The 12,242-nt window shown below is 68.5% G+C and carries 10 protein-coding genes; 6 read left to right on the plus strand and 4 right to left on the minus strand.

The features are described from left to right. Positions 1–138: 138 nt before the first annotated feature. Complete coding sequence (locus tag ACILRB_RS13355) at positions 139–3,015, plus strand: DNA translocase FtsK (RefSeq protein ID WP_395666785.1); 2,877 nt, start codon at positions 139–141, stop codon at positions 3,013–3,015. Positions 3,016–3,021: 6 nt separating this feature from the next. On the opposite strand, the gene ACILRB_RS13360 is transcribed toward ACILRB_RS13355, so the two are convergent. Next, complete coding sequence (locus tag ACILRB_RS13360; RefSeq protein ID WP_395666786.1) at positions 3,022–3,453, minus strand: hypothetical protein; 432 nt, start codon at positions 3,451–3,453, stop codon at positions 3,022–3,024. Positions 3,454–3,694: 241 nt separating this feature from the next. Here ACILRB_RS13360 and ACILRB_RS13365 point away from each other — a divergent pair, with 241 nt between their 5' ends. Further along, the gene (locus ACILRB_RS13365; protein ID WP_395666787.1) at positions 3,695–4,381 is read left to right on the plus strand and encodes an outer membrane lipoprotein carrier protein LolA; all 687 of its coding nucleotides are present in this window, start codon (positions 3,695–3,697) and stop codon (positions 4,379–4,381) included. 260 nt (positions 4,382–4,641) lie between these two features. Then, positions 4,642–5,454, plus strand: a complete 813-nt coding sequence (locus ACILRB_RS13370) for an exodeoxyribonuclease III (protein WP_395666788.1) — start codon at positions 4,642–4,644, stop codon at positions 5,452–5,454. Between the two features lie 14 nt (positions 5,455–5,468). Here the strand turns inward: ACILRB_RS13370 and ACILRB_RS13375 are convergent, their stop codons facing one another. Then, positions 5,469–5,924, minus strand: coding sequence for a cyclic nucleotide-binding domain-containing protein (locus ACILRB_RS13375; protein ID WP_395666789.1), 456 nt, complete (start codon positions 5,922–5,924; stop codon positions 5,469–5,471). Between the two features lie 21 nt (positions 5,925–5,945). Then, on the minus strand, positions 5,946–6,632 hold the full coding sequence (locus ACILRB_RS13380) for a response regulator transcription factor (RefSeq protein ID WP_395666790.1): 687 nt from the start codon (positions 6,630–6,632) through the stop codon (positions 5,946–5,948). A gap of 407 nt (positions 6,633–7,039) precedes the next feature. On the opposite strand from ACILRB_RS13380, the gene ACILRB_RS13385 reads away from it, so the two are divergent. Further along, positions 7,040–7,606 (plus strand): L,D-transpeptidase, encoded by a 567-nt coding sequence (locus ACILRB_RS13385; protein ID WP_395666791.1) that lies wholly within the window; start codon positions 7,040–7,042, stop codon positions 7,604–7,606. 432 nt (positions 7,607–8,038) lie between these two features. Here ACILRB_RS13385 and ACILRB_RS13390 read toward each other — a convergent pair whose 3' ends face one another. Beyond that, a complete protein-coding gene (locus ACILRB_RS13390; protein ID WP_395666792.1) occupies positions 8,039–8,731 on the minus strand; it encodes a YggS family pyridoxal phosphate-dependent enzyme in 693 nt (230 codons plus the stop codon). 247 nt (positions 8,732–8,978) lie between these two features. Between ACILRB_RS13390 and leuS the strand changes: the two genes are divergently transcribed. Both leuS and ACILRB_RS13400 read left to right on the plus strand, forming a co-directional pair. After that, positions 8,979–11,648, plus strand: coding sequence for a leucine--tRNA ligase (leuS, locus tag ACILRB_RS13395; RefSeq protein ID WP_395666793.1), 2,670 nt, complete (start codon positions 8,979–8,981; stop codon positions 11,646–11,648). After that, positions 11,635–12,153: a hypothetical protein gene (locus ACILRB_RS13400; RefSeq protein ID WP_395666794.1), complete on the plus strand. Its 519-nt coding sequence runs from the start codon at positions 11,635–11,637 to the stop codon at positions 12,151–12,153. Before leuS ends, ACILRB_RS13400 begins: the two co-directional genes overlap by 14 nt. Positions 12,154–12,242 lie beyond the last annotated feature (89 nt).

Raw genomic sequence — 12,242 nt, forward strand, 5'->3', positions numbered from 1 at the left:
ACGCCGCCGCGCGCCGCGCCCGGGGCGGGCCGCCGCCGTAAGGTTAAAGGCGCTTTAACCCGCCCCCGCTAATTTGCCCCGGCCCGGCGCGCAAGCGCGTTCGGGCGAACATGTTCGGCGGGGAGCTGCGGGGAGCCTATGCGGACGACGACAAGCATGACGGGGCTCGACGTCATTCCCGAACAGCTTCGGGCCTTCGCGGCGCGGCGCGGCGCCGAGCTCGCCGGCCTCGCCATTCTCGGCGCCTGCGCCTGCGCCGTCGCCGCCCTGCTGACATGGTCGGTCGAGGATCCGAGCTTCAACCATGCCACGCCGGGGCCGGTGCGCAACCTGCTCGGCGCGCCGGGCGCGGTCACGGCCGATCTCCTGATGCAGATGTTCGGCGTCGCCGTCGTCGCCGTCCTCACGCCGCCGGCGCTGTGGGGCGTGCGGCTTCTCACCGCGCGGCGGCTCGAGCGCCCGGGGGCGCGCGTCGGCCTCTGGGCCGCGGGCTCGCTGCTTTCGGCCTGCGTCGCCGCGCTGCTGCCGGCCACCGCGCGCTGGCCGCTGCCGACCGGCCTTGGCGGCGTCTTCGGCGACGGGCTCGTCGCGCTGCCGCGCATGCTGCTCGGGGGCGTTCCCTTCGTCATGGGCGCGGTCGGGATCGCCTGCGCGCTCGGCGCGATGTTCGCCCTGTCGGCGAGCGTCACGCTGCGCGACCGGCTCGACGACGAGGAGGACGAGGATGAGGAGCCGCTGTCGCTGCGCCGCGCGCCCGCCGAGGAGGGCGGCCCCGGCTTCGCCATGATCGCGCTGGGCGCGCTCATCCATGGCTTTCTTTCGCTCAAGGGCGTCGTCGCGCGCGAGATCGCAAGGCGCCGCGCCGCGAGAACGCCGGCGCTGAAGCCCGCGCCCTGGCGCACCGCGCCGCAGTTCGCGCAGCGCGACTTCGATCCGCCCTTCGCCGCCTTCGACTTCCCCTCCGACGACGCCCCGGCGCCAGCCCCGCGCGTGCTCGCCGCCGCCGGCGGCGCGGACTGGAGCGAGGAGCGCGAAATCGCCGAGCCGCAGTTCGACGCCACCGCCTATGCGCCGCCCGCGACGCGCGCCGCCGCGCGCCACAAGAAAGGCGCCGCGCCGCGCCGCGAGCCCGCCTATGAAGACCGCTACGAGCCCGCGGGCTTCGAGTCGCGCCGCCAGAACGCGCGGGGTCAGGACGCGCAGCGTTTCGAGACGCGGGCGTTCGACGCGCAAAATTTCGAGGAAAAGGAGTTCGACGCGGGGGATTTCGACGCGGGCGAGCAGGATTTCGCGCCGGCTTTCGCCGCCGAACCGCCTGCGCCGCCGGCCCGGCCGGCCGCGCCGCCCGCCGGCCGCGCCGCGCCGCCCGGAGCCCGAGGCCGCGCCGCGCCGCATGGTGACGCCCGCCGCCGAGCCGCCGCGCCCGGCGCGCGCGCCCGCGCCGAAACGGGACGCGGACGGGCGCCGCGCGGCGACTATGAGCATCCGCCCCTCGCCATGCTCGCCGAGCCGAAGCGGCTCGCCGTCGGCCAGATGACCGAGGACGCGCTCTCCCAGAACGCCCGCCTGCTCGAGGGCGTGCTTGAGGATTTCGGCGTCAAGGGCGAGATCATCAACGTCCGCCCCGGCCCCGTCGTGACGCTTTATGAGCTTGAGCCCGCGCCCGGCATCAAGAGCAGCCGCGTCATCGGCCTCGCCGACGACATCGCCCGCTCGATGTCGGCGATCTCGGCCCGCGTCGCCGTGGTGCAGGGGCGCAACGCCATCGGCGTCGAGCTGCCGAACCAGCGCCGCGAGACGGTGTTTCTGCGCGAGCTGATCGGCTCCGAGGATTTCGAGCAGTCGAAGCACAGGCTCGCCATCGCGCTCGGCAAGACCATCGGCGGCGAGCCGATCATCGTCGATCTCGCGCGCATGCCGCATCTGCTCGTCGCCGGCACCACCGGCTCGGGCAAGTCGGTCGCGATCAACACCATGATCCTGTCGCTGCTCTACAGGATGAAGCCGGAGGAATGCCGGCTCATCATGGTCGATCCGAAGATGCTCGAGCTGTCCGTCTATGACGGCATTCCGCATCTGTTGACGCCCGTCGTCACCGACCCGAAGAAGGCGGTGGTGGCGCTCAAATGGGCGGTCCGCGAAATGGAGGACCGCTACAAGAAGATGTCGAAGCTCGGGGTTCGCAACATCGACGGCTTCAACGCGCGGGTTGGAGAGGCGGCGGCGCGCGGCGAGACCCTGACGCGCACCGTGCAGACGGGCTACGACCGCGAGACCGGCGAGGCGATCTATGAGCACGAGCCCATGGAGCTGACCCCGCTGCCCTTCATCGTCGTGATCGTCGACGAGATGGCCGACCTGATGATGGTCGCCGGCAAGGACATCGAGGGCGCGATCCAGCGCCTCGCGCAGATGGCCCGCGCCGCCGGCATCCATCTCATCATGGCGACGCAGCGCCCCTCGGTCGACGTCATCACCGGCACCATCAAGGCCAATTTCCCGACCCGCATCTCCTTCCAGGTCACGTCGAAGATCGACAGCCGCACCATTCTGGGCGAGCAGGGGGCCGAGCAGCTGCTCGGCCAGGGCGACATGCTCTACATGGCGGGCGGCGGACGCATCTCGCGCGTGCACGGGCCCTTCGTGTCGGACGGCGAGGTCGAGCGCATCGTCGGCCATCTCAAGGCGCAGGGCGAGCCGCAATATCTCGAAGCCATCACCAATGACGAGGAGCCGGGCGAGGGCGAGGACGGCGGCGCCGCGCCCGGAAGCATGGACGCCGAGGAGCAGGGCGACCTCTACGACCGCGCCGTAGCCATCGTGCTGCGCGACCGCAAATGCTCGACGAGCTACATCCAGCGCCGGCTTTCGGTCGGCTACAACAAGGCCGCTTCGCTCGTCGAGCGCATGGAGCAGGAGGGCGTGGTCGGCGCGCCGAACCATTCCGGCAAGCGCGCCATTCTCGTCGGCGGCGGCGTCGACCGCGGCGCCTTCGACCTCGCCGCCGAAGGCTAGCCGCGCCTATTGAACTTGTATCGGGATGTAGGTCGCGTTGTTGTCGCGCAGCGTGTCAGCGGGGACCTTGCCGTCGATGTCGACGATCGCGCCGAGCCAGTATTGGCCAGGCGCAATGTCCTTCGGGATGACGAGCGTCTTGAGCCGCGTGTCGACGCGGTCGCGGGCGAGCGTCATGTAGCCATAGGCGAGCGTCCGGTCTGTTTTCGAGATGTAGTCGTTGGTCGACAGCATCCATCCGACCGGAACGGTCTGCGTCGACTTGCCGCCGTTCTCGAAAGTGAACTCCGCCTGAAGCGTCTGGCCCCTGTTGACCACATAGCCCCATTCGCGCCGCACCATGAAGGGCGGCAGCGGCTGGCCCGCAAGGTCGAGCAGCTCGGTGTGCTTGTGGACCGAATACTCGCCCTCCGCGGCCGACGAGATTTTGGATCTCATGCGCTGACCTCTGAAGTCGGGCGGCGCCGGACCGCGCCGCCGCAGAAGGCTAGCATGAGCCACGCCGTTCCTCCTGTGCGTTCCGGGACGGCGCGCCCGGGCGGGCGGGCCGGCGGCCGCGCGCTAACAAACTGTTTTTGCGCGTTTTACGCGAAACTCTGCCCCTTGCGGCGAAAATGCTCTAGAAAGCGCCTGTCAACAGGATCGAAGGGCGGCGCGGCCGCCTCCCGGGATGTGGTTCATGATGCGCAAGCAAGCCTTCGTCGTCGCGCTGGGTGTTTTTGTCGCCGCGCCCTTCCAGGTCCCGGTCGCCGCGGCGCAGGGCGCGCAGCCGGCGCAGAAGACGCAGAAAAGCGCGCCGGCGCAAAAGCCCTTCACGCCGATGGATCCGCTCGTCGCCATCCAGAAGGCCAACGACTATTTCAATTCGGCGACGACCATGATCGGCGATTTCGTGCAGATCGGCCCGGACGGGCGCAGGTCCGAAGGCAAGGTGTTCGTGCAGCGCCCGGGCAAGCTGCGTTTCGAATATGCGCCGCCGGCGACGCTCGAAATCGTCGCGGACGGGCTTTCGGTGGCGATCCACGACCGCAAGACCGGGACCAAGGACGTCTATTTCATCAGCCAGACGCCGCTGAAGTTCCTGCTGAAGGACAAGGTCGACCTCAACAAGGACGTGCGCGTCGTCAATGTGGCGAGCGATCCGAACTCGGTCGTCATCCAGGTCGAGGATCAGGCGACCTTCGGCGGCACGTCCGAGATCAAGCTTATTTTCGACGCCGCCAAGTTCCAGCTCAAGCAGTGGCAGGTCACGGACCCGCAAGGTTACGAAACGGTAATCTCCCTGTTCAATGTCGATCTGAGCAAGCAACCGGATCCGAACATCTTCCAGCTTACCCAGGAACGATTGCCGAACACAAATAATTGAGGCTCCGTTTCTCGCGTTCGGGCTCTTGCATCGGCGGGGCGCGCGCATATCTTAGGCCCATGTGAGCGACACACCGTCAGGCGTAATCCCCCGCTTCGCCTGCCGGGCCGCTGGTCCCCCTCCCAGCGTTTCGCTCCTAAGGCGTCCGGCGCAAGCCGGACGCCTTTTCATTTGGAGCCGCCGGGTCGGCGCCGGCCCGCGCCGCCGTCACAGCCGATAGGGGCTTGCGGCGCAAGCTCGGCCATGGTCAATCGCGCCTCATGCGCCTGACCCTCTCCACATGGAACATCAATTCCGTCCGCCTGCGCATCGATCTCGTCGCGCGCTTTCTCGCCGAAAACGGGCCCGACATCCTGTGCCTGCAGGAGACGAAGTGCCGCGACGCGGAATTTCCGCTCGCGGCCTTCACGAAGCTCGGCTATCCGCATGTCGCGATCAACGGCCAGAAGGGATATCACGGCGTGGCGGTGGTCTCGCGCCTGCCGCTCTTTGACGTCGACCGGCGCGGCTTCTGCGACAAGGGCGACGCGCGCCATCTCGCCGTGAGCGTCAGGCCGGAGGGCGCGCCGCAGCCGGTCCGGCTGCATAATTTCTACGTGCCGGCGGGGGGCGACGAGCCCGATCCGCTGATCAATCCGAAATTTGCGCACAAGCTCGCCTTCCTCGACGAGATGGCGCGATGGGCGGCCGAGGACGGACTCGCGGCCGGCGACGCCGTGCTCGTCGGCGACCTCAACATCGCGCCGCTCGAAACGGACGTCTGGAATCACAAGGCGCTGTTGCGGGTCGTCAGCCACACGCCGGTCGAGGTCGACAAGCTCAGGATCGTGCGAGAGGCGGGCCCCTGGGTCGACGCCATGCGCGTCCATGTGCCGCCGCATGAGAAGCTCTTCACCTGGTGGAGCTACCGCGCGCGCGACTGGGAGCAGTCCGACCGCGGCCGCCGCCTCGACCATGTGTTCGTGAGCGAAAGCCTCGCGCCGCGCCTTTCGGGCGTCAGCGTGCTCAAGGAGGCGCGCGGCTGGGAGCGCCCGTCCGACCACACGCCGGTGCTGGCGACGTTTGATTTCTGAGGGCGGCGGCCGGCTTAGGGCGTCGGCTGCGGCCGGCTCCACAGGCGGTCGAGTTCGTCGACGAAGCCCGAGAGGCGCGCGGCGAGAGTCTGGCGCAGCCGCTCGGCGCTTTCGGGATATTCGGTCAGGACGCGCCGGAACATCTGCTGGGTGACGCGCAGCACGCTCGTCGGCTCGCGCGCGATGGCGGTCGCGGGCCGCTTGGTTTCGGTGAGGAGCGCGATCTCGCCGATCAGCGCCGGCGGGCGGAAAATGCGCGAGGCCGAGCCGTCTCCGGCCGAATCGAGCGCGACCGAGCCCGACATCACGACGAAGCCGCCGCTCGACGGCTCGTCGCGCCGGAACAGGATGTCGCCGGCGCGAAACGTCTTCGACTCGGCCGAGAAGGCGAGCAGACGCAGCGCGTCGGGCGAAAGCGCCGCGAACACCGGATTGCGGGCGAGCTTGGCGACGTCGTCTTCGAGGGCCATGGCGCGCTCCTGCGGCAGGGTTCAGGGCACGAGCTTGTAGCCGCCCGCCTCGGTGATGAGAAGCTGCGCCTTGGCCGGGTCGCGCTCGATCTTCTGGCGCAGGCGGTAGATATGCGTTTCGAGCGTGTGGGTGGTGACGTTGGAGTTGTAGCCCCACACCTCGCGCAGCAGCACGTCGCGCACCACCACGTTCTGGCCGGCGCGGTAGAGATAGCGCAGGATCGCCGTCTCCTTTTCGGTGAGGCGGATCTTCTCGCCCTTTTCATTGACGAGGAGCTTCGCGCCCGGCTGGAAGGTGTAGGGGCCGATGCGGAAGGTGGCTTCCTCGTTCGTCTCATGCTGGCGCAGATGCGCGCGCATGCGGGCGAGCAGCACCGCGAAGCGGAACGGCTTCGTCACATAATCATTGGCGCCGGCTTCGAGGCCCTGCACCGTGTCCTGGTCGGAATCCTGGCCGGTCAGCATGATGATCGGATTCTTGAAGCCTTCCTCGCGCATCTTGCGCACGGCCTCGCGCCCGTCCATGTCGGGCAGGCCGACGTCCATGATGACGAGGTCGGGCGTCTCCTGCCGCGAGGCCGAAAGCGCGCCCTGCGCCGAATCGGCGTGGACGGCCGAAAATTCGTCATGCAGCGAAAGCTGCTCGGCGAGCGCGGCGCGCAGGTCCGGATCGTCGTCGGCGATAAGAATTTTCATGACTTGCGGCATAAAGGCCCCCGAACTGTTGTCCTCCGCAGCCTCTCGCGTCATGCGCCAGCGCCACGCCTTGGGAAATTATCCGTTATTTATATGGGTTTGCCGGAGGTGAACGCCAGAGCTTGCCGGCGCGTCGCGCCCCTGCGGCCTCGAGTCGAGACAGAATCCGCCGTAAAATATGAACGCGACGTCACAATCACGCAAATCCGGGCCTCGTCGCGCGCCCCGGCGCGGACAATTTCCGGGCGCGGCGGCGGATTCCCCGCCTCTGGCGCAACTTTTGGAAGAAAAATGACGCATTTCCCGACATGCGCGTGCGCCGCCTTTCCAAAAGGAAAGCTGAAGCCCGATCCGGGGCGAAAGCCTAAAATTTTGTCCATGCGGACTCTTCGGCATGTTTTTCGGCGGGGCGCCGGCGAATGAGCCGCCGGTTTCGGGCTGAACATGCGCCCGCCGGCGCCGTGCGGCGCCTTGCGGCGACAAAGACGCCGCGCGGCCTCGCCGGCCCGGCGGAAGGCCGGCTGCGCGCGGGCGGGCTCGTTCTGCGCTGCGCGCTTGGCTCGGGCGGCGTCTCGCGCGCCAAGCGCGAGGGCGACGGCGCCTCGCCCGCCGGAAGCTTCAGGCTTCTTTACGGCTATTACCGCGCCGACCGGCTGCGGCGGCCGCGCACGGCCCTGCCCCTGCGGGCGATGGGCGCGCGGGACGGCTGGTGCGACGATCCCGCGCACCCCGCCTACAACCGGCCCGTGCGGCTGCCGTTCGCCGCGTCGTGCGAGTCGATGCGGCGCGAGGACGGGCTTTATGACCTCGTGCTCGTGCTCGACTACAATCTGCGCCCGCGCCGCAGGGGGCGCGGCAGCGCCATTTTCCTGCATTGCGCGCGCGAGGACTTTTCGGCGACGCAGGGTTGCGTCGCCCTCAGGACGCACGATCTTTTGCGCCTGCTGCCGCGGCTTTCGGGGGGCGCCGTCCTGACCATCGCGTGAAACGGGGCTTGCGCCATGGGCGCGCCGGCCGGGTCCGGCGCCTTGGCGGCCGCCGTCCTGAACACGGCGCCTGGCGGCCGGCGGCGGAAGCTTCGCCGCGTCATGACCGGCCGTCGGATCTTCGGGTCTTCATGCCGACCTCGAACGGCCAGCGCATGGGCGAGCCTGGGTCATTTGAAGGGCGTTACGCGCTGAAAGACCGAAAATGCGGCGGCTCCGCCTAAAAATAAAGTATATAACAGGCTTTGAATCCAGCCTGCGCCAGGATTTTCACCTCATGCCGCGGCATAGACGGAATCTATGCGAACTCAATTGCCCTAACTCTCTTTTTTGACCTTTGGCGCGCGTCTGCGCCATTTTTGCTTTGTTTCGTGTGCGCCGGCGCGGCCTCAGCCTGCGCGGCCGCGCCGGCGTTTGGCGGTTCAGCCCCTCCTAGGGCTTCGGCCGAGAGCCAAACAGCGCGCTGCCGACGCGCACATGGGTCGCGCCGAGCTGGATCGCCAGAGCGAAATCGCCGCTCATGCCCATGGAGAGCTCCTTCAGCCCGTTGCGCGCCGCGATCTGGCCCAAAAGCGCGAAATGAGGCGAGGCCTGCTCGCCGACAGGCGGAATGCACATGAGCCCGCGCACGTCGAGCCCGTGGTCGTCGCGGCAGCGGCGGACGAAGGCGTCAGCCTCCTGCGGGAGGACGCCGGCCTTCTGCGGCTCGGCGCCGGTGTTGACCTGAACGTAAAAGCGCGGGCTTGCGCCGAGCTTGCGCGTCTCAAGCGCCAAAGCGGCGGCGATCTTGTCGCGGTCGACGGTCTCGATCACGTCGAAGAAGGCCGCCGCCTCCGGCGCCTTGTTCGACTGCAGCGGGCCGATCAGGCGAAGCTCGGCGTCCGGAAAATCGCGGCGCAGGGCCGGCCATTTCTCCATCGCCTCCTGCACCCGGTTCTCGCCGAAGACGCGTTCGCCGGCTTCGAGCAGGGGGCGGACGTCTTCGGCGGGAAAGGTCTTCGAGACGCAGGTCAGCGTGACGCTTTCGGGGGCCCGGCCGGCGTCGCGCGCGGCGCGCGCGATCTCCTCGCGCAGCGCCCTGAGGCGGGAAAGCACGTCCGGGGAATCGGCGGCCGTCGGTTGCAAAGCGCAAGCCTTTCGTTCACATGAAACAGGCTGGTCTGGCGCGGGGCCTTTATGGCTCCGGCGACCTTCACGCGCGCGACCCTAGAGCGAAACCGTCCCGACCGGAATCGGGATTTCGTTCTGGCCCGGGCGTTCTCACGCGCCGGCTTCGTCCGAAGGGTCCGCAGCTTTTCGGGCCGGCGCTTCAATGCGGCACGCGGCCCGTCTCGATCGCGGGCGCGACAGTCAAGGCGGCTTTCGGGAGACGATGGACTTCGAGCGCTACAACGCCCGCGAGACGGAGCCGAAATGGCGGGAGATCTGGGAGCGGGCGGCGATCTTCGCCCTCGCCAACGACGACCCGCGCCCGAAATATTATGTGCTTGAAATGTTCCCGTATCCGTCCGGGCGCATCCACATGGGCCATGTGCGCAATTACGCCATGGGCGACGTGATCGCGCGCTACAAGCGGGCGAAGGGGTTTGGCGTGCTCCACCCCATGGGCTGGGACGCCTTCGGCATGCCGGCCGAAAACGCCGCCATGCAGAACAGGACGCATCCGGCCGCCTGGACCTACGCCAACATCGACGCCATGCGGGCGCAGCTCAAGTCCATGGGCCTGTCGCTCGACTGGTCGCGCGAGATCGCCACCTGCGATCCGTCCTATTATCGCCACCAGCAGAAGATGTTTCTCGATTTCCTGAAGGCCGGCCTCGTCGACCGCAAGAAATCGAAGGTGAACTGGGACCCGGTCGACCGCACCGTCCTCGCCAATGAGCAGGTGATCGACGGGCGCGGCTGGCGCTCGGGCGCGCTCGTCGAGCAGCGCGAGCTGACGCAGTGGTTCTTCAAAATTTCGGATTTCGCCGACGACCTGCTGTCGGCGCTCGACGGGCTCGCGCGCTGGCCCGAGAAGGTGCGCCTGATGCAGGCGAACTGGATCGGCCGCTCGGAGGGCCTGCTCGTGCGCTTCGAGCTCGCGGGCGGGGCGGGCGAGGTCGAGGTCTACACGACCCGGCCCGACACGCTGTTCGGCGCGAAATTTCTCGCGCTCGCCGCCGACCATCCGCTCGCCGCAGCCTGCGCCGCGACGGATCCGGCGCTCGCCGACTTCGTCGCCGAGTGCCGGCGCCGCGGCGCCTCGACGGCGGCGATCGAGACGGCCGACAAGAAAGGCTATGACACCGGGCTCAGGGTCCGCCACCCCTTCGACGAGACCTGGCTGCTGCCGGTCTATGTCGCCAATTTCGTGCTCATGGATTACGGGACGGGCGCGATCTTCGGCTGTCCGGCGCATGACCAGCGCGACCTCGATTTCGCCAACGCCTACGGCCTCGGCGCGACGCCGGTGATCCTGCCGCCGGGCGAGGACCCCGAAACCTTCGCGGTCACGACCGAAGCCTATGACGGCGAAGGCGCGCTCTATCATTCGCGCTTCCTCGACGGGCTCAGCGTCGAGGCGGCCAAGGAGGACGTGGCGCGCCGGCTCGAAGCGCGCCTGATCGACGGCCGCCCGCAGGCGAAGCGCCAGGTCAATTTCCGCCTGCGCGACTGGGGCGTGTCGCGCCAGCGCTACTGGGGCTGCCCGATCCCGATCATTCACTGCCCGTCCTGCGGGGCGGTCCCTGCGCCGGACGCCGACCTTCCCGTCGAGCTGCCGCCCGACGTCAGCTTCGACGCGCCGGGCAATCCGCTCGACCGGCATCCCACGTGGAAACATGTGACATGCCCGAGCTGCGGCGGCGAGGCGACGCGCGAAACCGACACCATGGACACGTTCGTCGATTCGTCGTGGTATTTCGCGCGCTTCACCGACCCATGGCTCGCCGAAGCGCCGACCGACCCGGCCATGATCGGCAAATGGCTGCCCGTCGACCAGTATATCGGCGGAGTCGAGCACGCCATTCTGCATCTGCTCTATGCGCGTTTCTTCACCCGCGCCATGCAGGCGACCGGCCACGCCGGCGCGCTGAAGGAGCCGTTCTCGGGCCTCTTCACGCAAGGGATGGTGGTGCATGAGACCTATCGCGCGCAGGACGGCGCCTGGCTTTATCCTTCAGAAGTTCGCTTTCAAAATACACCCGGCGCAGTGCCGGGGATGTTCACATTGGGCACGACGGCGATCGGTCAGCCGCCGACAAGAACCGCCTATCGCATTTCGGACAACGAGCTGGTCGCCATCGGCCCGATCGAGAAGATGTCGAAGTCGAAGCGCAACACGGTCGATCCCGACGAGATCATCGAAAGCTTCGGCGCCGACACCGCGCGCTGGTTCGTCCTGTCCGATTCGCCGCCCGAGCGCGACGTGATCTGGACCGAGGAAGGGGTGCAGGGCGCGGCCAAATTCGTGCAGCGCCTGTGGCGGCTCGTCGGCGAGCTGTCGCGTCTCGCCCCGACCGCCGACGCGCCGCGCCCGAACGATTTCTCGCCGGCGGCGACGGCCGTGCGCCGGCTCGCGCATCAGGCGCTGGCCCGCGTCGGGGAGGACATCGAGCGGCTGCGCTTCAACCGCGCGGTGGCGCAGGTGCACGACCTCGCCAACAGGCTCGCCGCCGCGGTCGGCGCGGTGGAGACGCCCGACGTCGCGGCCGACCTGCGCTTCGCCTTCGGCGAGGCGGCGGGGATCCTCGTTTGCTGTTTCGCGCCGATGATGCCGCATCTCGCCGAGGAGTGCTGGGCGGCGCTCGGCCGAACCGGCCTCGCCGCGCAGGCGCCCTGGCCTGAAGCCGACGCCGCGCTGCTCGTCGAGGAGACGATCGATCTGCCGGTGCAGGTCAACGGCAAGAAGCGCGGCGACGTGACCGTCGACCGCGCCGCCCCGCGCGAGGCGATCGAAGCCGCCGCGCTCGCGCTCGAGCCGGTGCGGCGCGCGCTCGAAGGCCGGCCGGTGAAGAAGATCATCATCGTTCCGCAGAGGATCGTGAATGTCGTCGCCTAGCGTGAAGCCTCTTCGCCTCGCCGCCGCGCTGTCGCTCTGCCTCGCGCTCGCAGGCTGCCTGCAACCGCTCTACGGGCCGCAGGTCGCCGGCGGCGCGATCTCGAGCGACCTCATGGCGATCCATGTCGTGCCGATCGCCGGCCGCGAGGGCCATTACCTCGAGAATGAGCTGCGCTTCGGCCTCAACGGCACGGGAACGCCGCAGGCGGCGCGCTACACGCTTTACGTCGGGCTGCAGCAATATCTGCAGTCGCCGCTGGTCGACACTGTGACCGGCTATCCGAGCTCGGGCACGCTCGCCGCCGTCGCCGAATATACGCTGTCGCCGGCCGGCGGCGGCGATCCGATCGTCAAGGGCGTGGTGCGCGCCCAGTCGAGCTATGACCGTTTCTCGCAGCGCTACGCCAATCTGCGCGCCTCGCGCGACGCCGAGATCCGCAACGCCCGCCTGCTCGCCCAGCAGATCCGCGCCAATATCGCCGCCGCTTTCGCCAGCAAGGGCTGAAGTTTCGCGCCATGGTCGCGGTCAGGAGCCACGAGGCCGACCAGCTCATCGAGCGGCCCCCGCCGCATGTCTTCGTCTATCTCCTGCAT

Origin of the sequence: Methylocella sp., assembly GCF_044226135.1 — a bacterium.
In the GTDB taxonomy this organism is placed as follows: Bacteria; Pseudomonadota; Alphaproteobacteria; order Rhizobiales; family Beijerinckiaceae; genus Methylocapsa.

Excerpts from the sequence above, each read along its gene's own strand:
- ACILRB_RS13355 (WP_395666785.1), top strand. The coding sequence starts at position 139 with ATGCGGACGACGACAAGCATGACGGGGCTCGACGTCATTCCCGAACAG.
- ACILRB_RS13360 (WP_395666786.1), bottom strand. The coding sequence starts at position 3,453 with ATGAGATCCAAAATCTCGTCGGCCGCGGAGGGCGAGTATTCGGTCCAC.
- ACILRB_RS13365 (WP_395666787.1), top strand. The coding sequence starts at position 3,695 with ATGATGCGCAAGCAAGCCTTCGTCGTCGCGCTGGGTGTTTTTGTCGCC.
- ACILRB_RS13370 (WP_395666788.1), top strand. The coding sequence starts at position 4,642 with ATGCGCCTGACCCTCTCCACATGGAACATCAATTCCGTCCGCCTGCGC.
- ACILRB_RS13375 (WP_395666789.1), bottom strand. The coding sequence starts at position 5,924 with ATGGCCCTCGAAGACGACGTCGCCAAGCTCGCCCGCAATCCGGTGTTC.
- ACILRB_RS13380 (WP_395666790.1), bottom strand. The coding sequence starts at position 6,632 with ATGCCGCAAGTCATGAAAATTCTTATCGCCGACGACGATCCGGACCTG.
- ACILRB_RS13385 (WP_395666791.1), top strand. The coding sequence starts at position 7,040 with ATGAGCCGCCGGTTTCGGGCTGAACATGCGCCCGCCGGCGCCGTGCGG.
- leuS (WP_395666793.1), top strand. The coding sequence starts at position 8,979 with ATGGACTTCGAGCGCTACAACGCCCGCGAGACGGAGCCGAAATGGCGG.
- ACILRB_RS13400 (WP_395666794.1), top strand. The coding sequence starts at position 11,635 with ATGTCGTCGCCTAGCGTGAAGCCTCTTCGCCTCGCCGCCGCGCTGTCG.